19 protein-coding genes are annotated in these 22494 nt (G+C 61.1%); 12 read left to right on the plus strand and 7 right to left on the minus strand.

Annotated elements, in window-relative coordinates; genetic code table 11:
- Window positions 1-85: 85 nt before the first annotated feature.
- The 3 genes from PseuLF5_RS15615 to csrA all read left to right on the plus strand — a co-directional run bounded on the left by PseuLF5_RS15615 (window position 86) and on the right by csrA (window position 1621).
- Entirely contained in the window at window positions 86-901 is an 816-nt protein-coding gene (locus tag PseuLF5_RS15615; RefSeq protein WP_128615059.1) for an SDR family oxidoreductase, read from the plus strand.
- 63 nt (window positions 902-964) lie between these two features.
- Entirely contained in the window at window positions 965-1297 is a 333-nt protein-coding gene (locus tag PseuLF5_RS15620) for a YnfA family protein (RefSeq protein ID WP_123466708.1), read from the plus strand.
- 138 nt (window positions 1298-1435) lie between these two features.
- Window positions 1436-1621, plus strand: a complete 186-nt coding sequence (gene csrA / locus PseuLF5_RS15625; protein ID WP_123466706.1) for a carbon storage regulator CsrA — start codon at window positions 1436-1438, stop codon at window positions 1619-1621.
- A 5-nt stretch (window positions 1622-1626) separates the two neighbouring features.
- Here the strand turns inward: csrA and PseuLF5_RS15630 are convergent, their stop codons facing one another.
- From PseuLF5_RS15630 to mnmC, 5 genes are all read right to left on the minus strand, one after another.
- Window positions 1627-1854 carry a YheU family protein gene (locus PseuLF5_RS15630; protein WP_003199186.1) on the minus strand — a complete coding sequence of 76 codons (228 nt, stop codon included), beginning with the start codon at window positions 1852-1854 and terminating at the stop codon, window positions 1627-1629.
- A 200-nt stretch (window positions 1855-2054) separates the two neighbouring features.
- A complete protein-coding gene (locus PseuLF5_RS15635) occupies window positions 2055-3245 on the minus strand; it encodes an osmoprotectant NAGGN system M42 family peptidase (protein ID WP_105705262.1) in 1191 nt (396 codons plus the stop codon).
- Window positions 3246-3407: 162 nt separating this feature from the next.
- Window positions 3408-5156 (minus strand): N-acetylglutaminylglutamine synthetase, encoded by a 1749-nt coding sequence (ngg, locus tag PseuLF5_RS15640; RefSeq protein ID WP_222832314.1) that lies wholly within the window; start codon window positions 5154-5156, stop codon window positions 3408-3410.
- Between the two features lie 3 nt (window positions 5157-5159).
- A complete protein-coding gene (locus tag PseuLF5_RS15645) occupies window positions 5160-6932 on the minus strand; it encodes an N-acetylglutaminylglutamine amidotransferase (protein WP_340133953.1) in 1773 nt (590 codons plus the stop codon).
- A gap of 149 nt (window positions 6933-7081) precedes the next feature.
- Window positions 7082-9061: a bifunctional tRNA (5-methylaminomethyl-2-thiouridine)(34)-methyltransferase MnmD/FAD-dependent 5-carboxymethylaminomethyl-2-thiouridine(34) oxidoreductase MnmC gene (gene mnmC / locus PseuLF5_RS15650; protein WP_340133954.1), complete on the minus strand. Its 1980-nt coding sequence runs from the start codon at window positions 9059-9061 to the stop codon at window positions 7082-7084.
- Between the two features lie 334 nt (window positions 9062-9395).
- Here mnmC and pap point away from each other — a divergent pair, with 334 nt between their 5' ends.
- On the plus strand, window positions 9396-10910 hold the full coding sequence (gene pap, locus PseuLF5_RS15655) for a polyphosphate:AMP phosphotransferase (protein WP_267802930.1): 1515 nt from the start codon (window positions 9396-9398) through the stop codon (window positions 10908-10910).
- Window positions 10911-11012: 102 nt separating this feature from the next.
- Window positions 11013-12197: a thiolase family protein gene (locus PseuLF5_RS15660; RefSeq protein ID WP_322375763.1), complete on the plus strand. Its 1185-nt coding sequence runs from the start codon at window positions 11013-11015 to the stop codon at window positions 12195-12197.
- Window positions 12198-12299: 102 nt separating this feature from the next.
- On the opposite strand, the gene PseuLF5_RS15665 is transcribed toward PseuLF5_RS15660, so the two are convergent.
- Window positions 12300-12503, minus strand: coding sequence for a DUF6316 family protein (locus PseuLF5_RS15665; RefSeq protein WP_267802934.1), 204 nt, complete (start codon window positions 12501-12503; stop codon window positions 12300-12302).
- Window positions 12504-12714: 211 nt separating this feature from the next.
- Between PseuLF5_RS15665 and PseuLF5_RS15670 the strand changes: the two genes are divergently transcribed.
- Window positions 12715-13674, plus strand: a complete 960-nt coding sequence (locus PseuLF5_RS15670; RefSeq protein ID WP_222832319.1) for a DMT family transporter — start codon at window positions 12715-12717, stop codon at window positions 13672-13674.
- A gap of 103 nt (window positions 13675-13777) precedes the next feature.
- Here PseuLF5_RS15670 and PseuLF5_RS15675 read toward each other — a convergent pair whose 3' ends face one another.
- Complete coding sequence (locus PseuLF5_RS15675; RefSeq protein WP_123466690.1) at window positions 13778-15172, minus strand: class II fumarate hydratase; 1395 nt, start codon at window positions 15170-15172, stop codon at window positions 13778-13780.
- A 193-nt stretch (window positions 15173-15365) separates the two neighbouring features.
- Here PseuLF5_RS15675 and PseuLF5_RS15680 point away from each other — a divergent pair, with 193 nt between their 5' ends.
- The 6 genes from PseuLF5_RS15680 to PseuLF5_RS15705 all read left to right on the plus strand — a co-directional run bounded on the left by PseuLF5_RS15680 (window position 15366) and on the right by PseuLF5_RS15705 (window position 22434).
- Window positions 15366-15884: a DUF2059 domain-containing protein gene (locus PseuLF5_RS15680; RefSeq protein WP_322375760.1), complete on the plus strand. Its 519-nt coding sequence runs from the start codon at window positions 15366-15368 to the stop codon at window positions 15882-15884.
- 12 nt (window positions 15885-15896) lie between these two features.
- On the plus strand, window positions 15897-16193 hold the full coding sequence (locus PseuLF5_RS15685; RefSeq protein ID WP_340133955.1) for a BolA family protein: 297 nt from the start codon (window positions 15897-15899) through the stop codon (window positions 16191-16193).
- A gap of 181 nt (window positions 16194-16374) precedes the next feature.
- Window positions 16375-17316 (plus strand): oxygen-dependent tRNA uridine(34) hydroxylase TrhO, encoded by a 942-nt coding sequence (trhO, locus tag PseuLF5_RS15690; RefSeq protein WP_123466686.1) that lies wholly within the window; start codon window positions 16375-16377, stop codon window positions 17314-17316.
- Window positions 17317-17351: 35 nt separating this feature from the next.
- Window positions 17352-17954, plus strand: a complete 603-nt coding sequence (locus PseuLF5_RS15695) for a DsbA family protein (RefSeq protein WP_177490506.1) — start codon at window positions 17352-17354, stop codon at window positions 17952-17954.
- Entirely contained in the window at window positions 17947-19773 is a 1827-nt protein-coding gene (locus PseuLF5_RS15700) for an ABC transporter ATP-binding protein (RefSeq protein WP_340133956.1), read from the plus strand. Before PseuLF5_RS15695 ends, PseuLF5_RS15700 begins: the two co-directional genes overlap by 8 nt.
- A 201-nt stretch (window positions 19774-19974) precedes the next feature.
- A complete protein-coding gene (locus PseuLF5_RS15705; RefSeq protein ID WP_340133957.1) occupies window positions 19975-22434 on the plus strand; it encodes an EAL domain-containing protein in 2460 nt (819 codons plus the stop codon).
- The last annotated feature ends 60 nt before the right edge of the window (window positions 22435-22494 follow it).

Consider the following 22494-nt stretch of genomic DNA (forward strand, 5'->3'; position numbering starts at 1 on the left):
ATTCAGCAGTCTGATGGAGCGTGGAGGGCTAAGGATCCTTCGCTACACTCCGCGCATCTTCCCCGGAACAACAAGGCTGTCTGCTATGCAAAATCGCATGATGATCACTGGCGCGGGCTCGGGTTTAGGTCGGGAAATCGCGCTGCGCTGGGCGCGTGAAGGCTGGCAACTGGCCTTGTCCGACGTCAGCGAGCCCGGTCTGCAGGAAACCCTGAAAATGGTGCGCGAAGCCGGTGGCGACGGTTTTATTCAGCGCTGCGATGTGCGTGATTACAGTCAGCTCACGGCGTTCGCCCAGGCCTGCGAAGAGAAGCTTGGCGGCATCGACATCATCGTCAACAACGCCGGTGTAGCATCGGGCGGGTTCTTCAGTGAGTTGTCGCTGGAAGACTGGGACTGGCAGATCGCGATCAACCTGATGGGCGTGGTCAAGGGCTGCAAGGCATTCCTGCCGCTGCTGGAGCAAAGCAAAGGCAAGATCATCAACATCGCGTCCATGGCGGCATTGATGCAAGGCCCGGCCATGAGCAACTACAACGTCGCCAAGGCCGGTGTCGTAGCGCTGTCGGAAAGCCTGCTGATCGAACTGGCGCAACAGGAAGTCGGCGTGCATGTGGTGTGCCCGTCATTCTTCCAGACCAACTTGCTCGATTCGTTCCGTGGGCCGACCCCGGCAATGAAAGCGCAGGTCGGCAAGTTGCTGGAAAGTTCGCCGATCAGCGCAGCAGACATCGCCGACTATATCTATCAGCAAGTCGCCGCCGGCGAGTTCATGATCCTGCCCCATGAGCAGGGCCGCATGGCCTGGGCCATCAAGCAGAAGAACCCGCAACTGCTCTACAACGAAATGACCGCGATGGCGGAAAAAATGCGCGCCAAGGCCAAACAGAACAACGGCTGAGCTTGCCCGGCGGGTGTCGCGTGGTTAGGGTGGCCGCAATGGTCACCCTGACGAGACGCTTCGATGCTCAATTACTTGTGGTTTTTCCTTGCGGCGCTGTTTGAAATCGCCGGTTGTTTCGCTTTCTTCATGTGGCTGCGTCAGGGCAAAAGTGCCCTGTGGGTGATTCCTGCGTTACTCAGCCTGACCCTGTTCGCCCTGTTGCTGACCCGCGTTGAAGCGGCCTACGCCGGTCGCGCCTATGCCGCGTATGGCGGGATTTACATTGTCGCGTCGATTGGCTGGCTGGCCGTGGTCGAGCGCGTTCGCCCGTTGAGCTCGGACTGGATCGGCGTGGCGTTGTGTGTAATCGGCGCCAGCGTGATTCTGTTCGGTCCGCGCTTCTCAGTTGCTTGAATCGACGGTTTTGTACGAAACGTCTGACGGCCTGTCGGCGGGGTGGGTGTAAGGCAAGACTGATTTGCCGGCCGCGCATTGTGTCGCACCGGCAAGCCGCGCATCTTCAGGGTTCGTTAACCCGGAAGGACCAATCCCATGCTTGTACTCAGCCGCGTCGTCGGTGAATTGATTTCAATCGGCGACGACATTTCCCTGCGCGTTCTGTCAGTGAACGGTTCCAGTGTGCGTTTCGGCGTCGAGGCGCCCCAGAAAGTCAACGTGCATCGCGCCGAAGTCTATGAACGGATCCAGCGCAAGCAGGCCTCTGAAAAGGCCCGCTGACGGGCTCAGTCGAACAGGTGCTTGGGCACGTCGTGCTTGAGCATCAATTGGCATTGCTCGCTTTCCGGGTCGAAGACGATCAGCGCCTGGCCTTTGGTCAGGGCCTGGCGTACGCGCAGGACACGGGTTTCCAGCGGCGTGTCATCGCCGTTGTCGGTGCCGTCGCGGGTGACGAAGTCCTCGATCAGGCGGGTGAGGGTGTCGACTTCAAGTTGGTCGTGGGGAATCAGCATGGGCACCTCGGTTCAATCAAGGTCAGGATGCTACGGCGATTGTCGGTTGCCTGCCAGTTTTGTGTGGGGTGTACCGGCCTCATCACTGGCAAGCCAGCCCCTACAGTTTTTGGTTGGACCACAGGGCCTGTGAACCGCACAAACCCTGTGGGAGTTGGCGTGCCGGCGATGCGGGCAGTCCAGCCGCTACACTAACCGAATCAACTGTCGGAACGCTGCCCCACCAGACTGTCCACCGACGGCACCCGCGTATCACTTTCCATCTGTGTGTCATGCTCGATCTGATGACTGAACCGGTCGAGCGACGCATTGGCCGGCGCCGCGTCGCTGGCAAACACTGGCGGACTCAGAATATAGGCCCCGAGCAAGCGACTGAGCGCCGCCAGGCTGTCGATGTGCGTGCGCTCATAACCGTGGGTGGCGTCGCAGCCAAAGGCGAGCAGGGCGGTGCGGATGTCGTGGCCGGCGGTCACCGCCGAGTGGGCATCGCTGAAGTAATAGCGAAACAGGTCGCGTCGCACCGGCAACTCGTTTTCACTGGCCAGGCGCAGCAAATGCCGTGACAGGTGATAGTCGTACGGCCCGCCGGAATCCTGCATCGCCACGCTCACCGCGTGTTCGCTGGAATGCTGGCCGGGGGCGACCGGTGCAATGTCGATACCGACGAATTCACTGACGTCCCACGGCAATGCTGCCGCCGCGCCGCTGCCGGTTTCTTCGGTGATGGTGAACAGCGGGTGGCAGTCGATCATCAATTCCTGACCGCTGTCGACGATCGCCTTGAGCGAGGCGAGCAGTGCTGCAACCCCGGCCTTGTCATCCAGGTGACGGGCGCTGATGTGACCGCTTTCGGTGAACTCCGGCAACGGATCGAACGCCACCACGTCACCGACACTGATGCCCAGCGAATCGCAATCGGCCTTGGTTGCGCAGTAGGCATCCAGACGTAGCTCGACGTGATCCCAACTGATCGGCATTTCGTCCACCGCGGTGTTGAACGCGTGTCCGGACGCCATCAATGGCAACACGCTGCCGCGAATCACGCCATTGTCGGTGAACAGGCTGACGCGGCTGCCCTCGGCAAACCGGCTCGACCAGCAGCCGACCGGGGCCAGGGTCAAACGCCCGTTGTCTTTCACGGCGCGCACGGCCGCACCGATGGTGTCGAGGTGCGCCGAGACCGCGCGGTCGGGGCTGTTTTTCTTGCCCTTGAGGGTGGCGCGGATCGTGCCGCGACGGGTCATCTCGAAGGGAATGCCAAGTTCTTCCAGACGCTCGGCGACGTAACGCACGATGGTGTCGGTGAACCCGGTCGGGCTGGGAATGGCGAGCATTTCCAGCAGGACTTTTTGCAGGTAATTCAGATCCGGTTCAGGGATTTGTGTGGTCATGGAAACTCCTGATGAGTTGAGGCGCATCGATGGTTTCGATGAGGGAAAAATTTGTGGTGTCTGTTGCGGCCCCTTCGCGAGCAAGCTCGCTCCCACATTTGGAATGCGTTCCCCTGTGGGAGCGAGCTTGCTCGCGAAGGCGTCAGTGGACGCGCTGCGTGATCAAGAAACAGCCGGCTGACTGTGCGGAAACAGCAGATCGACAAACCGCTCCGCCGTTGGCTGCGGTTCATGGTTGGCCAGCCCGGCCCGTTCGTTGGCTTCGATAAACACGTACTCCGGTTGATCCGCCGCCGGCACCATCAAATCGAGGCCAACCATCGGAATGTCCAGCGCCCGTGCTGCGCGCACGGCGGCATCGACAAGGGTCGGGTGCAGGATCGCCGTGACATCTTCCAGTGTGCCGCCGGTGTGCAGATTGGCGGTGCGCCGCACGAACAGATGCTCACCGGCCGGCAGGATGCTGCTGTAGTCATAACCGGCCGCGTGCAGGGTGCGTTGGGTTTCGTGATCCAGCGGGATCTTGCTCTCGCCACCGGTCGCCGCCTGACGGCGCCGGCTCTGCGCTTCGATCAACGCACCAATCGAATGGTGCCCGTCACCGACCACTTCCGCAGGCTTGCGAATCGCCGCCGCCACGACGTCAAAGCCAATCACCAGAATCCGCAGATCGAGGCCTTCGTGGAAGCTTTCCAGCAGCACCCGGCTATCGAATTGTTTTGCGGTTTCGATGGCACGCTGCACCTCTTCGATGCTCTGCAAATCCACCGCCACGCCCTGGCCCTGTTCACCGTCGAGCGGCTTGACCACCACCCGCTGATGCTCGTCGAGAAACGCCAGGTTGTCGTCGGCATTGCCGGCCAACTGTTGCGACGGCAGGTTGAGGCCGGCGGCTTTCAGCACCTTGTGGGTCAGGCTTTTGTCCTGGCACAGGCTCATGCTGATCGCGCTGGTCAGGTCGCTCAACGATTCCCGGCAGCGCACCCGGCGCCCGCCATGGCTGAGGGTGAACAGCCCGGCGTCGGCGTCATCGACCTGAACGTCGATGCCGCGTCGATGGGCTTCTTCGACGATGATTCGCGCATAGGGATTGAACTGCGCCTCCGGTCCCGGGCCGAGGAACAACGGCTGGTTGATGCCGTTCTTGCGCTTGATGGCAAACGTCGACAGGTTGCGAAAACCGAGCTTGGCGTAGAGATTCTTGGCTTGACGGTTGTCGTGCAACACCGACAGGTCGAGATAGCTCAAGCCGCGACTCATGAAGTGCTCGATCAGATGACGGACCAGCACTTCACCGACACCGGGCCGCGAGCATTGCGGATCGACCGCCAGGCACCACAGGCTGCTGCCGTGCTCCGGGTCGTTGAACGCTTTGTGATGATTCAGGCCCATGACGCTGCCGATCACCGCGCCGCTGTCTTCATCTTCAGCGATCCAGTACACCGGGCCGCCCTGATGATGCGGGGTGAGCCGCGTGGCGTCGATCGGCAACATGCCGCGCGCCTGATACAGCACATTGATCGCCTGCCAGTCCGCCTCGCTCTGCGCGCGACGAATGCGGAAGCCGCGAAACACCCGCGTCGCCTGACGGTAATCGCTGAACCAAACGCGCAAGGTGTCGGACGGATCGAGGAACAACTGGGTCGGTTCAAGACCGAGAATCTGCTGCGGCGCGGCGACGTACAGCGCGATGTCGCGCTCGCCGGGTTGCTCGTTGAGCAATTCCTGCGCCAGCGTCGCCGGGTCAGGAAAGGTGTGGCCGATCAGCAGCCGGCCCCAACCGCAATGCACGGCGATAGGGTCGGCGCCGAGTTCGCTGCCGTCTTCGGCCAGACGCGCCTGCAAGCGTTCATACGACGGGGTCTGACCGCGCAGCAGGCGTTGGCTGATAGCCGTGGCGTGGGGTTTCATCAATCAGATTCCTTGTTCACTGAGCCACAGGTTCAAGGCCGCCAGTTGCCACAGTTTCGAGCCGCGTAACGGGGTCAGTTGGCCTTGCGGATCGGTCAGCAGTTTGTCGAGCATCGCCGGGTTGAACAGGCCGCGATCCTGACTCGAATCAAGCAGCAGTTCGCGCACCCAGTTCAGCGTGTCGCCTTGCAAATGCTTGAGGCCGGGCACCGGGAAGTAGCCTTTTTTGCGATCAATCACTTCACTCGGAATGACCCGTCGCGCCGCCTCTTTGAGCACCTGTTTGCCGCCGTCAGGCAGCTTGAAGCGACCAGGCACACGAGCCGACAGTTCGACCAGGCGATAGTCGAGAAACGGCGTGCGAGCTTCCAGGCCCCAGGCCATGGTCATGTTGTCGACACGTTTGACCGGGTCATCCACCAGCATCACCGTGCTGTCCAGGCGCAGGGCTTTGTCCACGGCGGCATCGGCGCCCGGTTGGGCGAAATGTTCCTTCACGAAGTCGCCGGCAGCGTCATTGGCCGTCAGCCATTTCGGCTGCACGGTGGCAGCGTAGTCGTCGTAGCTGCGGTCGAAGAATGCCGCGCGATAGGCCGCGTACGGATCCGCCGCACCGTCCACTTGCGGGTACCAGTGATAACCGGCGAACAACTCGTCGGCGCCCTGGCCGCTTTGCACTACCTTGCAGTGTTTGGCCACTTCGCGAGACAACAGGTAGAACGCGATGCAGTCATGGCTGACCATCGGCTCGCTCATCGCACGGAACGCGGCAGGCAGTTGCTCGATGATCTCCTTTTCGTCGATGCGCAACTGATGGTGCTGCGTGCCGTAGTGTTTGGCGATCAGGTCCGAATACTGGAACTCGTCACCGCGCTCGCCGCCAGCGTCCTGGAAACCGATGGAAAAGGTCGACAGGTTTTCCACGCCGACTTCCCGCAGCAGACCGACGAGCATGCTCGAATCGACACCGCCGGACAGCAGCACACCCACATCCACCGCCGCACGTTGGCGGATCGCCACGGCTTCGCGGGTGCTGTCGAGCACGCGGTCGACCCAGTCTTCCAGCGTCAGGTTTTTCTCATCCTCGTGTGGGCCGTAGGGCAGGGTCCACCAGGTTTTCTGTTCGGTGGTGCCATCGGCTTCAACGCGCATCCACGTGGCGGGCGGCAGCTTTTCGATGCCGGCCAGCAAGGTGCGCGGGGCCGGGACCACCGCGTGGAAATTCAGATAGTGATTGAGCGCCACCGGGTCAAGGATCGGGTTGATGTCGCCGCCCTTGAGCAGCGCCGGCAGGGCCGAGGCGAAACGCAAACGCTGACCGGTGCGCGACAGGTACAACGGCTTCACGCCGAGACGGTCGCGAGCGATGAACAGGCGCTGGGCGTCGCGCTCCCAGATGGCGAAGGCAAACATGCCGTTGAGTTTCGGCAGCATTGCTTCGCCCCAGGCGTGGTAACCCTTGAGCAGCACCTCGGTGTCGCCACCGGAATAGAACGCGTAACCGAGCGCTTCGAGTTCGGCGCGCAGTTCCGGGAAGTTGTAGATCGCGCCGTTGAAGGCCAGGGACAAGCCCAGTTGACTGTCGATCATCGGCTGCGCCGAGCCGTCCGACAGGTCCATGATTTTCAGGCGACGGTGGCCCAGGGCAATCGGCCCTTGAGCATGGAAGCCCCACGCGTCGGGGCCGCGAGGCGCCAGGTGATGGGTGATTCGCTCGATGGCTGCAAGGTCTGCAGGGTGTTGATCAAAACGTAACTCGCCAGCTAATCCGCACATAAAATCCTTACCGGTTTTTCCGTTGGGGAGGGTGATTCTCAGTCAGGCCAAAATGGCCGTTACTCAGAAACTGACCCGGTGCAGTTGTGGGAGTTTTAGAACGATGAGTTATAAGGGGCGGCGACTGACCGGCGGCCAGTCGCTCTTTTTCATTTGCCGCGAATCAACGTGCGCAAGGCAAAACGGTTGGGATGGCAGGCTTCGGCGACGCTTCTGGGCAGGGGCAGCGGCTCGTTGTCCAGCCACGCCGCCAGCAGTTCGCCGGACAGCGGTGCGGTGATCAGCCCGCGTGAGCCGTGGCCGCTGTTGACATACAAGCCGTCGAGCCACGGGCAGGCAATGTCCGGCACTTGTCGCGCATCCTTGCTTAACGCCGCGTAGACCTGAGCGAACGCTTCGCGGTCGGCCAGCGGGCCGACAATCGGTAGATAATCGGGGCTGGTGCAGCGAAAGGCGGCGCGGCCCTCCAGCGTTTCTGCAGGCAGGTCATTGATGTGCAGACGCGCCACCAGATCGCCGGAGATCTCCTCCAGCATCGCCAGATTGCCCAGGTGTTCGGCGGTCGTCGGTGTCAGGTCATCGCTGGTGAAATCGAAACTGGCGCCCAGCGTGTGTTCGCCCAGGCGTGCCGGGGCGACATAACCTTCGGCGCAGACCACGGTGCGTAGCGTCTGGCTTTCCGTGGTTTGCGGCAGGCGCGTGATCTGCCCGCGAATGCGTTTGAGCGGCAGCTCGGCACTGTGTGCAAAGCGTTTGATTTCCGCAGCGCCGGCCAATACCACCACCGGTGCGCTGGCGAGCACACGGTCGCCGGCAAGGGCTTGCCACTGACCCTCGACCTTGCGCAGTTCCAGCGCCTCGTGATGCTTGAGCAATTCGATGTTCGCTTGCGCGGCCTGTGCCTGGCACAGCGCGGGCGGATGCACCCAGCCGCCTTCGGGGTAATACAAGCCGCCGTGGCTCAGTCCGACCCCGGCCTGAATCTCGGCCTGCGGCTGGTCGAGCCAGTGCACCAGATCTTCCGGGAACGCCGCCGCCAGTTGTGCATGGCGCTCGGCTTCCTTGGTATTGAATGCCAATTGCAGCACGCCGCAATCGTCCCAATCCGAGCCGCGTTGCAGGGTTTCCAGCAGGCGGCGGGTGTAGCCGAACCCGCTGACGATCAGTTGCGACAACGCGGTGCCGTGGGCCGACAGCTTCAGGTACAGCACGCCCTGTGGATTGCCCGATGCTTCCTGCGCCACGTCGGCATGCCGTTCCAGCAGGCTGACCTGCCAGCCCCGCGCCGCGAGACTGGCGGCGCTGGCGCACCCGGCCAGCCCGGCGCCGATCACCAATGCCCGGCGCTCACCGGTCAGCGGGGCAGGGCGGGCGAACCACGGTTTGTCTGGCGCGGGTGGCGCAACGTCCTGCGGCCAGCCGACAAATTCACCGCGCAGGATTTCCCACTTGTGGCCGATGCCCGGCGTGCGTTTCATCTTGAACCCGGCGGCATTGAGCAAGCGCCGCACCCAACCGGTGCTGGTAAAGGTGCTGATAGTCGAGCCGGGCGCGGCCAGGCGGGCCAGTTCGACGAACAGCTCGGCGGTCCACATGTCCGGGTTTTTCGCCGGGGCGAAGCCGTCGAGAAACCACGCGTCGATCTGCGCATCGAGCTGCGGCAATTGCTCCAGGGCATCGCCGATCAACAGCGTCAGCGTGACCCGGCCATTGCCCAGAATGACCCGCTGAAAACCCTGATGGATCGCCACGTAATGGGTCAGCAACTGATCGGCCAGCGACTTCAATTGCGGCCACAAGGCCAAGGCCCGCTGCAAGTCCGCAGGGCTCAGCGGGTACTTTTCGACGCTGACGAAATGCAGGCGCGCCCCGGCCACCGCATGTTGCTCGAACAGCTGCCAGGCGCAGAGAAAATTCAGCCCGGTGCCGAATCCGGTTTCGCCGATCACCAGTCGCCCGTGCGCCGGCAACGCGGCAAAACGTTCGGCCAGACGGTTCTGTTCGAGGAATACATAACGGGTTTCTTCCAGACCTGACTGATCGGAAAAATACACGTCATCGAACACCCGCGAACGCGGGCGTCCCTGGTCATCCCAGTCGAGCTGGGCGTGGGGCAATACGGGTTTCATGGCAGGCTCGGCAATCACAAGGCGGCCATTCTAGCCGATCGGGCGCCGGGTGCTTGATCCATGGCAAGGGGGCCCAGGGTCGAATGCAGGATCATCAGCGGCTTTTGTGGCGAAGGCGCTTGCTCCCGCCGGGGTGCACAGCAGCCCCAAAACCGGTGAACGCGATGTGTCTGGAGGACCGTGGTGGCAGGTCTTGCGACCGCTGCGCAGCCAAGCGCGAGCAAGCGCCCTCGCCACCGTTATTCATTCATTTAACTCACCTTGGCGGAGGAATTTCTCCGCCATCGCCGTGCCCAATCCGCTAGTCTTGCTGCATTCTGGAAGGAGCCGTCCCATGTTTGAATCCGCTGAAATCGGTCACGCCATCGACAAAGAAACGTACGACGAGGCGGTGCCTGCGCTGCGTGAAGCTTTGCTGGAAGCGCAGTTCGAGTTGCAGCAGCAGAAACGCTTCCCGGTGATCATTTTGATCAACGGCATTGAAGGGGCCGGCAAGGGCGAGACCGTCAAGTTGCTCAACGAGTGGATGGACCCGCGTCTGATCGAGGTGCGCACCTTCGATCAGCAGACCGATGAAGAGCTGGCGCGACCACCGGCCTGGCGTTACTGGCGGATGCTCCCGGCGAAGGGGCGGATGGGGGTGTTCTTCGGTAACTGGTACAGCCAGATGCTTCAGGGGCGGGTTCACGGTCTGTTCAAGGATCCGCGCCTGGATCAGGCGATCAACGCCGCCGAGCGTCTGGAAAAGATGCTCTGCGACGAAGGTGCGCTGATCTTCAAGTTCTGGTTTCACTTGTCGAAGAAGCAGATGAAGGCGCGGCTCAAAGCCCTGGCCGATGACCCGCTGCACAGCTGGCGCATCAGCCCGCTGGACTGGCAGCAATCGCAGACCTACGACAAGTTCGTCAAATACGGCGAGCGCGTGTTGCGCCGTACCAGCCGCGACTACGCGCCGTGGCACATCATCGAAGGCATGGACGCCAATTACCGCAGTCTGGCGGTCGGCAAGATTCTGCTCGAAGGTCTGCAAAATGCGCTCAAGCGCCAGCAGGTGCACACCGAAGAAGTCAACGCGGCACCGCTGGGCACGGCGGTCGATCAACTGAACCTGCTCGACAGCCTCGACCTCAACCAGCAGTTGGAAAAGAAAGACTACGAAGAACAACTGATCACCGAGCAGGCCCGGTTGTCCGGGCTGATGCGCGACAAACGCATGCGCCGCCACGCTCTGGTGGCGGTATTCGAAGGCAACGATGCGGCGGGCAAGGGCGGGGCGATCCGGCGGGTGGCGGCGGCGCTCGATCCGCGTCAGTACAGCATCGTGCCGATCGCCGCGCCGACTGAAGAGGAACGTGCGCAACCGTACTTGTGGCGGTTCTGGCGGCACCTGCCGGCGCGGGGCAAGTTCACCGTGTTCGACCGCTCCTGGTATGGCCGGGTGCTGGTGGAGCGGGTCGAGGGCTTTTGCAGCCCGGCCGACTGGCTGCGTGCCTACAGCGAGATCAATGACTTCGAAGAACAGATCGCCGACGCCGGGGTCATCGTCGTCAAGTTCTGGCTGGCGATCGACAAGGACACGCAGATGGAGCGCTTTCAGGCGCGGGAGCAGATTCCGTTCAAGCGCTTCAAGATCACCGAAGACGACTGGCGCAACCGCGACAAGTGGGACGCCTACCGCGCTGCCGTGGGCGATATGGTTGACCGTACCAGCACCGAAATATCGCCGTGGACGCTGGTCGAGGCCAATGACAAACGCTGGGCACGGGTCAAGGTGCTGCGCACCATCAACCGTGCGCTGGAAGAGGCGTTCGAGAAGTCCGACAAACGCACGAAAAAGCACAAGGACTGAGCCGATGGGCACGCATACGCGGGGTGAATGATTGTCGCGGTCGGCGATGAGGTGGACTTATGCTCGGTCCACTCTCAACCGACAACAACAATGAGGTATGCCATGCGTGAAGTGGTGATCGTCGACAGCGTGCGGACCGGCCTGGCCAAGTCCTTTCGCGGCAAGTTCAACCAGACCCGCCCCGATGACATGGCGGCCCATTGCGTCAACGCGCTGCTGACGCGCAATGACATCGACCCGGCCAGCGTCGAAGACTGCATCGTCGGCGCCGGTTCCAATGAAGGTGCGCAGGGCTACAACATCGGCCGCAACGTGGCAGTGCTCTCGCGCCTGGGCACCCACGTGGCCGGCATGACCCTCAATCGTTTTTGTTCCTCGGGTTTGCAGGCGATCGCCATTGCCGCCAACCAGATTGCCTCGGGTTGCAGCGATATCATCGTCGCCGGCGGCGTCGAGTCGATCAGCCTGACCCTGAAAAGCGTCAACACCGATCACCTGATCAACCCGCTGCTCAAACAGCAGACGCCGGGTATCTATTACACGATGGGCCAGACGGCTGAAGTGGTGGCGCGCCGTTATGGCGTGAGCCGCGAGGACCAGGATCGCTATTCACTGCAAAGTCAGATTCGCACGGCACAGGCGCAGGCTGCGGGGTTGTTCGATGACGAAATCGTACCGATGGCCGTGAAGTATCGGGTCGAGGACAAAACCAGCGGTGAAGTGCAGGTACTCGACGGTGTCGTCGAGCGCGATGACTGCAACCGCCCTGACACCACTTATGAAAGTCTGGCGGGGCTCAAGCCGGTGTTTGCCGAGGACGGTTCGGTGACCGCGGGGAACTCCTCGCAACTGTCCGACGGGGCCTCGATGACGCTGGTGATGAGCCTGGAAAAAGCTCTGCAACTGGGGCTGAAGCCGAAAGCGTTTTTCCGCGGCTTCACCGTCGCCGGCTGTGAGCCTGACGAGATGGGCATCGGCCCGGTGTTTTCGGTGCCGAAACTGCTCAAGGCCAAGGGCTTGCAGGTGGCGGACATTGATTTGTGGGAGCTGAACGAGGCGTTCGCGTCGCAGTGCCTGTACAGCCGCGATCGGCTGGAGATTGATAACGAGAAGTACAACGTCAATGGCGGCTCGATTTCCATCGGCCACCCGTTCGGCATGACCGGGTCGCGGCAGGTCGGGCATCTGGTGCGCGAGTTGCAGCGGCGTCATCTGCGTTACGGCATCGTCACCATGTGTGTGGGCGGCGGGATGGGGGCGGCGGGGTTGTTTGAGGCGGTGCGCTGAATCAGGAAGAAAGTAGTTGGCTGATAGATTGCTATCGCGAGCAGGCTCACGCCTACATTTTGGAACATGTTCCCTGTAGGAGTGAGCTTGCTCGCGATTGAATCAACCCGGTGACCGATTGGAATCCACAACCTGCATCCGCGCGATATACGCCTTTATTTCCAGCTCAGCCTTTTGCGCACTGTCAAACGGCCCCTCCAGGGTATTTTCCCGAGTGCTGAAGAACAGCTCGCCATTGACCCGACACAACCGCTCACTGCGAAAATGCGTCGCGGGGGCGCTGTCCTGAGCGCGCATACCGTACATGATCGGCCTCCTTGATATGAAGTCAGTGAATGCATCTCATGAGCTTATGCCTGAAGCACTTGGCGCGCCTGGCCAGACGATCAACGGCAATCCGTCAATTTAATGCTGCGACCTGCACAGTTTCATTCGCGGCCTGGCCTGAACTGTCCCTGTGTTGCGCCTGCATGCGGGCCTAGAATGACCGCTCTTGTCAGCAGGCATTGGGGTTCGCATGCACATTTCATCCGGTCGCTGGGTTTACGGTCTGTTCCTGGCGCTGCTGACGGCGTTTTTGTGGGGCATTTTGCCGATCAAACTCAAGCAGGTATTGCAGGTGATGGACCCGATCACGGTGACCTGGTTTCGCCTGATGGTCTCGGGCGGCTGCCTGTTCATTTATCTGGCCTCGGTCAAGCGTCTGCCGAGCCGTAAAGTGCTGGGGCCCAGAGGCGGTTGGCTGGTGCTGATGGCGGTGCTCGGGTTGGTGGGCAATTACGTGCTGTACCTGATGGGCCTGAATCTGCTCAGCCCCGGCACCGCGCAACTGGTGGTGCAGATGGGCCCGATCATGTTGCTGATCGCCAGCCTGTTTGTGTTCAAGGAGCGTTTCAGCATTGGCCAGGGGATCGGGTTGGCGGTGCTGCTGATCGGGTTTGTGCTGTTCTTCAATCAACGTCTGGCTGAATTGCTCACCTCATTGTCGGACTACACCGCCGGCGTGTTGCTGGTGCTGTCGGCCTCGACGGTCTGGACGTTCTATGCGCTGGGTCAGAAGCAGTTGCTGACGGTGTGGAATTCGTTGCAGGTGATGATGGTGATCTACCTGTTCTGCGCGCTGTTGCTGACACCCTGGGTGCATCCGCTGGAGGCGCTGGCGCTAAGCCCGTTGCAGGGCTGGCTGCTGCTGGCGTGCTGCATGAACACGCTGATTGCCTATGGCGCATTTGCCGAGGCGCTGGCGCATTGGGAAGCGTCGCGGGTCAGTGCCACGCTGGCGATCACGCCATTGGTAACCTTTGGTGCGGTGGCGCTGGCGGCGTGGATGTGGCCGGAGTATGTGCATGCCGAACAGATCAATGGTCTGGGCTATGGCGGGGCGGTGCTGGTGGTGCTGGGCTCGGCGCTGGTGGCGTTGGGGCCGTCGTTGATTGCCGGACTCAAGGCGCGGCGGATGAAGATGGCAGCAGGCTAACCGCGTCAGGGCCATCGCGAGCAGGCTCACTCCTGCATGGGGAACGCATCCCCCCTGTAGCAGTGAGCCTGCTCGCGATGACTTATTAAGCAGCGCTACAAAATCAGCCCTTGGCGCCAGCCTCGATCATGTTCTCCGGCCGCACCCAGGCATCGAACTGTTCATCGCTCAGATACCCCAGTTGCAGCGCCGCCTCACGCAAGGTCAGGCCTTCGCTGTAAGCCTTCTTGGCGATTTCCGCCGACTTGTCGTAACCGATGTGCGGGTTCAGCGCCGTCACCAGCATCAATCCGCGCTCCAGGTGTCTGGCCATGACGTCGGCATCCGGCTCAAGCCCGGCGATGCAGTGCTGCTGGAAGTTGCTGCAACCATCGGCGAGCAAGCGGATCGATTGCAGCACGTTATGGATGATCACCGGTTTGAACACGTTCAACTGCAAGTGACCCTGGCTCGCGGCGATGCCGATCGTCACGTCATTGCCCAACACCTGACACGCCAGCATCGACAGCGCTTCGCACTGGGTCGGATTGACCTTGCCCGGCATGATCGAGCTGCCCGGCTCGTTCGCCGGCAGCTTCACTTCGGCAAACCCTGCGCGTGGGCCGGAACCGAGCAGACGCAGGTCGTTGGCGATTTTCATCAGCGCGACGGCAAGGGTTTTCAGCGCGCCCGACAGGTTGGTCAGCGGTTCATGGCCGGCCAGTGCCGCGAACTTGTTCGGTGCGGTGACGAAGGGCAGGCCGGACAGCGCGGCGAGCTCTGCGGCAATCGCCTCGCCGAAGCCGTGTGGCGAATTCAACCCGGTACCGACCGCCGTGCCGCCCTGCGCCAGTTCACACACCGCCGGCAGCGCTGCGCGAATCGCCCGTTCGGCGTAATCCAGTTGCGCGATGAAGCCGGACAGTTCCTGACCGAAGGTGATCGGTGTGGCGTCCATCATGTGTGTACGGCCGGTTTTCACCAGTTTCATGTGGCGTGCGGCGAGTTCAGCCAGGCCGCCGGACAGCTCGGCAATCGCCGGCAGCAGTTGCTCTTGCACCGCTTGCGCGGTGGCGATGCTCATGGCGGTGGGGAAACAGTCGTTGGAGCTTTGCGAGCGGTTGACGTGATCGTTCGGGTGCACCGGCGTCTTGCCTCCGCGCGGGTTGCCGGCCAGTTCGTTGGCGCGACCGGCGATCACTTCGTTGACGTTCATGTTGCTCTGGGTGCCGCTGCCGGTCTGCCAGACCACCAGCGGGAACTGGTCGTCGTGCTGGCCGTCGAGCACTTCGTCCGCGGCCTGTTCGATCAGGCGGGCGATGTCGGCGGGCAGGTCGCCGTTGCGATCGTTGACCCGTGCGGCGGCTTTCTTGATCAGGGCCAGGGCGTGCAGGACCGGCAGCGGCATGCGTTCCTGACCAATGGCGAAGTTGATCAGCGAGCGTTGCGTCTGAGCACCCCAGTAGGCGTCGTCCGGGACTTCGATCTGGCCCAGGCTGTCGGTTTCGATACGGCTCATCGTGCACACTCCTGTTGGTCTGTTTGCGCAGTTTAGGCCCGGTCAGGCCCAGGTGGTTCCATCGGGGCGATTGTTGACCGGTAAAACCCGGTCAATCAAGCGCGGCAAGGGGCGGGGGTTGAGCCACAGCGTTTTTTAGGCGCAGAATGGGCGCCCTTGGGGTTTGACCTCGCCTGTTAGAAAAGGAAACTCGATGACTCGTCTTCGTGCCATCTGTACCGCGGTCGCACTGGTTTGCGCCAGCGGCCAGGTGCTTGCCGATACCGCCAGCCACAACGCCAGTGCCGAAGCTTTCCTGACCCTGGCACACGCTGACAAACTGGGCACTCCGGTTTACATGCAAGTGCAGCAGATGTTTGCTCAACGCTTTGAGCAGACCAAAGCCCCGGAATCCAAGAAAGCCGTACTGGAAACCTACCAGGCCAAGGCCAACGCCGCGCTCGACCAAGCCATTGGCTGGAACAAGCTGAAGCCGGACATGGTCAAGCTCTACACCAGCAATTTCAGCGAATCTGAGCTGAAAGACCTCGTTGCGTTCTACAAGTCGCCGCTGGGCAAAAAAGTCCTTGAGAAAATGCCGCAGCTGACCCAGCAATCGGCCCAGATGACCCAGGCCAAGCTGGAAAGCGCCGTGCCTGTCGTCAACAAGCTGCTCGACGACATGACCAACGAGCTGGCACCGAAAGGCGCTGCGCCGGCCAAGAAGAAGTAAGCGGAGTTCGTGATGACCATGCAACAACGCATCGAATCGACGCTGGGCCTGCTTCAGCCTGAACATCTGCAGGTGCTGGATGAAAGCCACATGCACAGTCGCGGGTTACAGACTCACTTCAAGGCAGTGGTGGTCAGCGCGCAGTTCGAAGGCCTGAACCGGGTCAAGCGCCACCAGAAAGTCTACGGCACGCTCGGCGAGCTGATGGGCGAGTTCCATGCGTTGGCGCTGCACACCTACACCCCGCAGGAATGGGCAGAGGTGGGCGCCGCTCCGGCGTCGCCAACCTGTGCAGGAGGACGGCACTAAAAGCAGCTGCAAGCTTTGAGCTCCAAGCCGCAAGTTAAAGCACTGCGCTGTCAGCTTGTCGCTTGAAGCTCGCCGCTTAAAGCTGCTTTTTTGCTAGAATCCGCAACGCGCCGTTCAACCGGCGCGTTTTTTTTTGAATCCGGTTCACCCTTTGCGAGGGTAGCCACCTGGAGAAATACCCATGACACAACCGATTGTCGTGGCGGCACTGTATAAGTTCGTCACCCTCGAAGATTACGTCAACCTGCGCGAGCCCCTGCTGCAAGCGATGGTCGACAACGGTATCAAAGGCACCCTGCTGATCGCCGAAGAAGGCATCAATGGCACGGTGTCCGGCAGCCGCGAAGGCATTGATGGCCTGCTCGCCTGGCTGAAGAACGATCCGCGCATGATCGACATCGACCACAAAGAGTCGTACTGCGACGAGCAGCCGTTCTACCGTACCAAGGTCAAACTGAAGAAAGAGATCGTCACCCTCGGCGTCGAAGGCGTGGATCCGAACAAAAAGGTCGGCACCTACGTCGAGCCGCAAGACTGGAACGCCTTGATCAGCGACCCGGAAGTGTTGCTGATCGACACCCGCAACGACTACGAAGTGTCGATCGGCACCTTTGAAGGCGCCATTGATCCGAAAACCACCAGTTTTCGCGAATTCCCCGACTACATCAAAGAACACTTCGACCCGGCCGTGCACAAGAAGGTCGCGATGTTCTGCACCGGCGGTATCCGCTGCGAGAAGGCTTCGAGCTACATGCTGGGCGAGGGCTTCGAAGAGGTCTATCACCTCAAGGGCGGTATCCTGAAGTACCTCGAAGAGGTGCCGCAGGAAGAAACCAAGTGGCAGGGCGACTGCTTCGTGTTCGACAACCGCGTGACCGTGCGTCACGACCTCAGCGAAGGCGACTACGATCAATGTCATGCCTGCCGCACACCGGTCAGCGTTGAAGATCGCGCTTCCGAGCACTACGTGGCCGGCATCAGTTGCCCGCATTGCTGGGACAAGCTGAGCGAGAAAACCCGCCGCAGCGCAATCGATCGGCAAAAACAGATCGAACTGGCCAAGGCGCGCAACCAGCCGCACCCGATCGGCTACAACTATAAGCAAGCATCTACCGAGGCTTAATCATGTCTGCGCGCCTGCTCTATGTGATGGATCCGATGTGTTCCTGGTGCTGGGGGTTCGCTCCGGTGGCCAAGGCACTGGTCGAGCAGGCGCAGGCCGCCGGGGTGGAGCTGCACTTGGTGGTTGGCGGCTTGCGCACCGGCAGCGGTGCGGCACTGGAGCCGACCACTCGGCGTTACATTCTCGAACACTGGCAAGCGGTCACCGAGGCGACCGGTCAGCCATTCAAGTTCGACGGCGCATTGCCGGACGGATTTGTCTACGACACCGAGCCTGCCTGCCGCGCGATCGTCACGGCGCGGAGCCTGGCACCGGATTGCGCGTGGACCTTGCTCGGCCTGATTCAACACGCGTTTTACGCTGAAGGTCGCGATGTCACCCAGGCCAGCGTGTTGGTCGATCTGGCCGAACAGGCGGGCGTGCCGCGCATCGAATTTGCCGAACACTTTGACCGCGCCGAACAGCACGAAGCCACTCTGGCGGATTTCAACTGGGTGCAGGATCTGGGCATCGCCGGTTTCCCGACCCTGCTCGCCGAACGCAATGGCCAACTGGCGTTGCTGACCAATGGCTATCAACCGCTCAGCGAGCTGTCGCCGTTGCTCGGCCGCTGGCTGGAGCGCGCAGCCTGTGCCTGACCTGGCCGATGACACGTCAGCCGTAAAGCGTGTCGACCGGCTGAGCTGGGCAGAAGTCCGGCGACTGGCACTTCATCACAAAAAATCCTTGTGGATCGCCAATGGCGTCGCCGTGCTGGCGACGCTGTGCAGCGTGCCGATTCCGTTGCTGCTGCCGTTGCTGGTGGATGAGGTGTTGCTCGGTCACGGCGATGCCGCACTGAAAGTCATGAACCACGTACTGCCGGGTATGTGGCAGCAAGCGGCGGGTTACATCGGCCTGATGCTGGTGGTCACGCTGACCCTGCGCTGCAGTGCCCTGTGTTTTGGCGTGTTGCAGTCGCGGTTGTTTGCGCGACTGGCCAAGGACATCGTTTATCGAATCCGCGTGCGCCTGATCGAGCGCCTCAAGCGTATTTCCCTCGGCGAATACGAGAGCCTCGGCAGCGGCACAGTGACCACGCACCTGGTCACCGATCTGGACACCCTCGACAAGTTCGTCGGCGAAACCCTCAGCCGCTTTCTGGTGGCGATGCTGACCCTGGTCGGCACGGCGAGCATCCTGATGTGGATGCACTGGAAACTCGCGCTATTGATCCTGCTGTTCAACCCGCTGGTGATTTACGCCACGGTGCAGTTGGGCAAACGGGTCAAGCATCTGAAGAAACTCGAGAACGACAGCACCTCGCGTTTCACCCAGGCGCTGAGCGAAACCCTCGATGCCATTCAAGAAGTACGCGCCGGCAACCGTCAGGGTTACTTTCTGGGTCGCCTCGGTCTGCGCGCGCAGGAGGTGCGCAACTACGCGGTCAATTCGCAGTGGAAAACCGACGCTTCCAACCGTGCCAGCGGTTTGCTGTTCCAGTTCGGCATCGACATCTTCCGTGCGGCGGCGATGCTCACGGTGTTGTTCTCCGACCTGTCGATCGGCCAGATGCTCGCGGTGTTCAGTTACCTGTGGTTCATGATCGGCCCGGTCGAACAACTGCTCAATCTGCAATACGCCTACTACGCCGCCGGCGGCGCGCTGGCGCGGATCAACGAACTGCTGGCGCGCGCCGATGAGCCGCAATATCCGGGCGGTGTCGATCCGTTCAAGGGCCGCGAGACCGTCGGCATCGAGGTTCAGGGCCTGAGCTTCGGTTATGGCGATGAGCTGGTGCTGGATCAGATGAACCTGTCCATTGCCCCGGGTGAGAAAGTTGCGATCGTCGGTGCCAGTGGCGGTGGCAAAAGTACCCTCGTGCAGTTGCTGCTGGGGTTGTACACGCCGTTGGCCGGTACCATCCGCTTCGGTGGTTCGACCCAGCAGGAAATCGGTCTGGAGCTGATCAGGGAGAACGTCGCCGTGGTGCTGCAGCACCCGGCGCTGTTCAACGACACGGTACGCGCCAACCTGACCATGGGCCGCACCCGCAGCGACGAAGCCTGTTGGCAGGCGCTGGAAATCGCCCAACTGGAACCGGCCATCCGCGCCTTGCCGGATGGCCTCGACAGTATCGTCGGGCGCTCCGGCGTGCGCCTGTCCGGCGGTCAGCGCCAGCGTCTGGCGATCGCGCGGATGATCCTCGCCGAGCCGAAAGTGGTGATCCTCGACGAGGCCACTTCGGCCCTCGACGCCGCCACCGAATACAACCTTCACCAGGCCATGGCGCGGTTCCTCAATGGCCGCACCACGCTGATCATTGCCCATCGTTTGTCAGCGGTGAAGCAGGCCGATCGCGTGCTGGTGTTCGATGGTGGTCAGGTCGCCGAAGATGGCGATCATCAACAGCTGATTGCCGACGGCGGTCTGTATGCCAAGCTTTATGGTCACCTGCAGCAGATCCAGCGCCCTTGAGTTTCGTGCCGATTTCTGTGCTTAGTGCTTGAATTGCATTGAGTAAAATCACTCGGAACGCCCGCACAGTCCCGCCATTTGCACAATCGACCTAGAGGACGGCCAAGCTGTCCCTTTGACTTGGCGAAAATTAGCCTAGGCTGAGCTGTCAGGAGCGGGATTTTCCGGTGTTCATCTGGCAGTGCTTGCGCAAGGGATCTCATGAAGCAAAAGCGGACTCTCGGAACGCCACGGTTGTTGGGCATCGTCTGGCCATTTATTGCCGTCGTGTTGTTTCAAGCGTTATTGGGCGGCGTGAGTCTTTACGTGCTCTCGGCGGTTCGCGGTTACGTCGCCGGCGAAAGTCTCTGGTCCAAGGGCCAGAAAGACGCGATTTACTACCTTAATCTCTACGCCGACAGCCGTGACGAGGCGATCTTCCTCAAGTACCGCACTGCGATCGGTGTACCGCAAGGCGGGCACCAGTTGCGTCTGGCGCTGGATCATCAGCCGCCGGATCTGGCCGCAGCGCGCGAAGGCATTCTCAAGGGTGGCAACCACCCGGATGACGTTTCCAGCCTGATCTGGCTGTACCTCAACTTTCGCCATTTCAGTTATCTGGAGACCGCGATTGACCGCTGGACGGTCGGTGACGCCTATCTAATCGAGCTGGATAACGTGGCGCAGGAGATGCACCGCAGCATTTCACAGAACAATGCCGGCAGCGCCGATATCCAGCGCTGGAAGGCACGGATTTTCGCCATCAACAATGGCGTGACCCCAGCCGCAAAAGCCTTCAGCGATGCCTTGGGCGAAGGCTCGCGGATGATTCTGCGGCTGCTGCTGTTAACCAATCTGGCCACGGCGCTGGGGCTGATCGTGCTGGCCTTGTGGCGCACGCACAAGTTGCTCAAGCAGCGCCATGCCTTTGCCGAGGCGTTGCAACTGGAGAAGGATCGGGCGCACGTTACCTTGCATTCGATCGGCGACGGGGTGATCACCACCGATGTCGACGGCGCCATTGACTACATGAACCCCGCCGCCGAAGCCATGACCCACTGGAAGGCCGAACAGGCGGCGGGCCTGCCGCTGGCGGCGTTATTCAATCTGCTCGATGACAACGCCCAGTCCGAAGGCCTGACCCTGATCGAGCACATTCTCAGCGGCAAACTCAGTGGCGGCAGCGAGCATTCGAAACTGATCCAGCGCCTGGACGGCAGTACGGTGTCGGTGACCCTGGTCGGCGCACCGATCCGCAATGCCGGCAAAGTCAGTGGCACTGTGCTGGTGCTGCACGACATGACGCAGGAACGGCAATACATCGCCAACCTTTCGTGGCAGGCCACCCACGATGCGCTGACCGGTCTGGCCAACCGTCGCGAGTTCGAATATCGCCTGGAGCAGGCGCTGCACAACCTCACCCGCCAGGCCGGGCGGCACGCGCTGATGTTCCTCGATCTGGATCAGTTCAAGCTGGTCAACGACACGTGCGGCCATGCGGCGGGGGATGAACTGTTGCGGCACATCTGCACCCTGCTGCAGTCGGGATTGCGCGAAGGCGACACCCTGGCGCGGCTCGGCGGCGACGAGTTCGGCATTCTCCTGGAAAACTGCGCGCCGGACGCGGCAGAAAAGATTGCCGAGGCACTGCGCCAGACCGTGCAGAACCTGCATTTTGTCTGGAAGGGGCGGCCCTTCCTCACCACCGTCAGTATTGGCCTGGTGCATGTCGCCCAGACCCCGACGACCCTGGAAGCGTCCCTGCGGGCGGCAGACATGGCCTGCTACATGGCCAAGGAGAAGGGGCGTAACCGCGTGCAGGTCTACCACGCCGACGATTCCGAACTGTCCCTGCGCTTTGGGGAAATGGCCTGGGTGCAACGCCTGCACATGGCGCTGGAAGAAAACCGCTTTTGCCTGTACGCCCAGGAAATCGCTCCGCTCAAGCCCAGTGACGGCAAAGGCGGGCACATCGAAATCCTGCTGCGTCTGCATGACGAGGCCGGGCGGATGATTCTGCCGGACAGCTTCATTCCTGCCGCTGAGCGCTATGGTTTGATGAGTCAGCTGGATCGTTGGGTCGTACAAAATGTTTTTAAGGTTATTGCTCAATGTATTGCCCAGGAACAGCAAGGGCCATTAGCAATGTGTGCGATTAATCTGTCAGGCATTACTATAGGAGATGACGCGTTTTTGCACTTTCTGCGAGAACAGTTTGTTAACTACGCTATACCTCCTGAAATGATTTGTTTTGAAATTACTGAAACCAGTGCAATTTCAAACTTGGGCAGTGCAATTAGATTTATCAATGAGCTCAAAGGCTTAGGTTGTTACTTCTCACTAGATGACTTTTGTGCCGGAATGTCTTCGTTCGCTTATCTGAAACATTTGCCTGTAGACTTCCTGAAGATCGACGGGAGTTTCGTAAAGGATATGCTGGACGACCCGATTAACCGGGCAATGGTCGAAGTGATCAATCACATCGGGCATGTCATGGGTAAGCAGACAATTGCCGAGTTTGTTGAAACCACCCAGATCGAGCAGGCACTGCTTGAAATTGGCGTTGATTACGCTCAGGGTTATGTCATCGAGCGCCCGCAATTGTTTACCTGCGACAGTTTGCAAAGTCGGCCCGCCAGACCGCAACCGCTGTTATTCAAAGCGCCTGGCACGTTCCGTTGAAGTCTCTCGCCGATCCTTACAATCACAAATCAAAAGGAGCCGAACAGTGATCGACACATT

Origin of the sequence: Pseudomonas sp. LF-5, assembly GCF_037626295.1 — a bacterium.
GTDB lineage: Bacteria > Pseudomonadota > Gammaproteobacteria > Pseudomonadales > Pseudomonadaceae > Aquipseudomonas > Aquipseudomonas monsensis.

Bases quoted from the DNA above. Each gene is read 5' to 3' on its own strand.
- PseuLF5_RS15615 (WP_128615059.1), top strand. From the start codon at position 86: ATGCAAAATCGCATGATGATCACTGGCGCGGGCTCGGGTTTAGGTCGG.
- PseuLF5_RS15620 (WP_123466708.1), top strand. From the start codon at position 965: ATGCTCAATTACTTGTGGTTTTTCCTTGCGGCGCTGTTTGAAATCGCC.
- csrA (WP_123466706.1), top strand. From the start codon at position 1,436: ATGCTTGTACTCAGCCGCGTCGTCGGTGAATTGATTTCAATCGGCGAC.
- PseuLF5_RS15630 (WP_003199186.1), bottom strand. From the start codon at position 1,854: ATGCTGATTCCCCACGACCAACTTGAAGTCGACACCCTCACCCGCCTG.
- PseuLF5_RS15635 (WP_105705262.1), bottom strand. From the start codon at position 3,245: ATGACCACACAAATCCCTGAACCGGATCTGAATTACCTGCAAAAAGTC.
- ngg (WP_222832314.1), bottom strand. From the start codon at position 5,156: ATGAAACCCCACGCCACGGCTATCAGCCAACGCCTGCTGCGCGGTCAG.
- PseuLF5_RS15645 (WP_340133953.1), bottom strand. From the start codon at position 6,932: ATGTGCGGATTAGCTGGCGAGTTACGTTTTGATCAACACCCTGCAGAC.
- mnmC (WP_340133954.1), bottom strand. From the start codon at position 9,061: ATGAAACCCGTATTGCCCCACGCCCAGCTCGACTGGGATGACCAGGGA.
- pap (WP_267802930.1), top strand. From the start codon at position 9,396: ATGTTTGAATCCGCTGAAATCGGTCACGCCATCGACAAAGAAACGTAC.
- PseuLF5_RS15660 (WP_322375763.1), top strand. From the start codon at position 11,013: ATGCGTGAAGTGGTGATCGTCGACAGCGTGCGGACCGGCCTGGCCAAG.
- PseuLF5_RS15665 (WP_267802934.1), bottom strand. From the start codon at position 12,503: ATGTACGGTATGCGCGCTCAGGACAGCGCCCCCGCGACGCATTTTCGC.
- PseuLF5_RS15670 (WP_222832319.1), top strand. From the start codon at position 12,715: ATGCACATTTCATCCGGTCGCTGGGTTTACGGTCTGTTCCTGGCGCTG.
- PseuLF5_RS15675 (WP_123466690.1), bottom strand. From the start codon at position 15,172: ATGAGCCGTATCGAAACCGACAGCCTGGGCCAGATCGAAGTCCCGGAC.
- PseuLF5_RS15680 (WP_322375760.1), top strand. From the start codon at position 15,366: ATGACTCGTCTTCGTGCCATCTGTACCGCGGTCGCACTGGTTTGCGCC.
- PseuLF5_RS15685 (WP_340133955.1), top strand. From the start codon at position 15,897: ATGACCATGCAACAACGCATCGAATCGACGCTGGGCCTGCTTCAGCCT.
- trhO (WP_123466686.1), top strand. From the start codon at position 16,375: ATGACACAACCGATTGTCGTGGCGGCACTGTATAAGTTCGTCACCCTC.
- PseuLF5_RS15695 (WP_177490506.1), top strand. From the start codon at position 17,352: ATGTGTTCCTGGTGCTGGGGGTTCGCTCCGGTGGCCAAGGCACTGGTC.
- PseuLF5_RS15705 (WP_340133957.1), top strand. From the start codon at position 19,975: ATGAAGCAAAAGCGGACTCTCGGAACGCCACGGTTGTTGGGCATCGTC.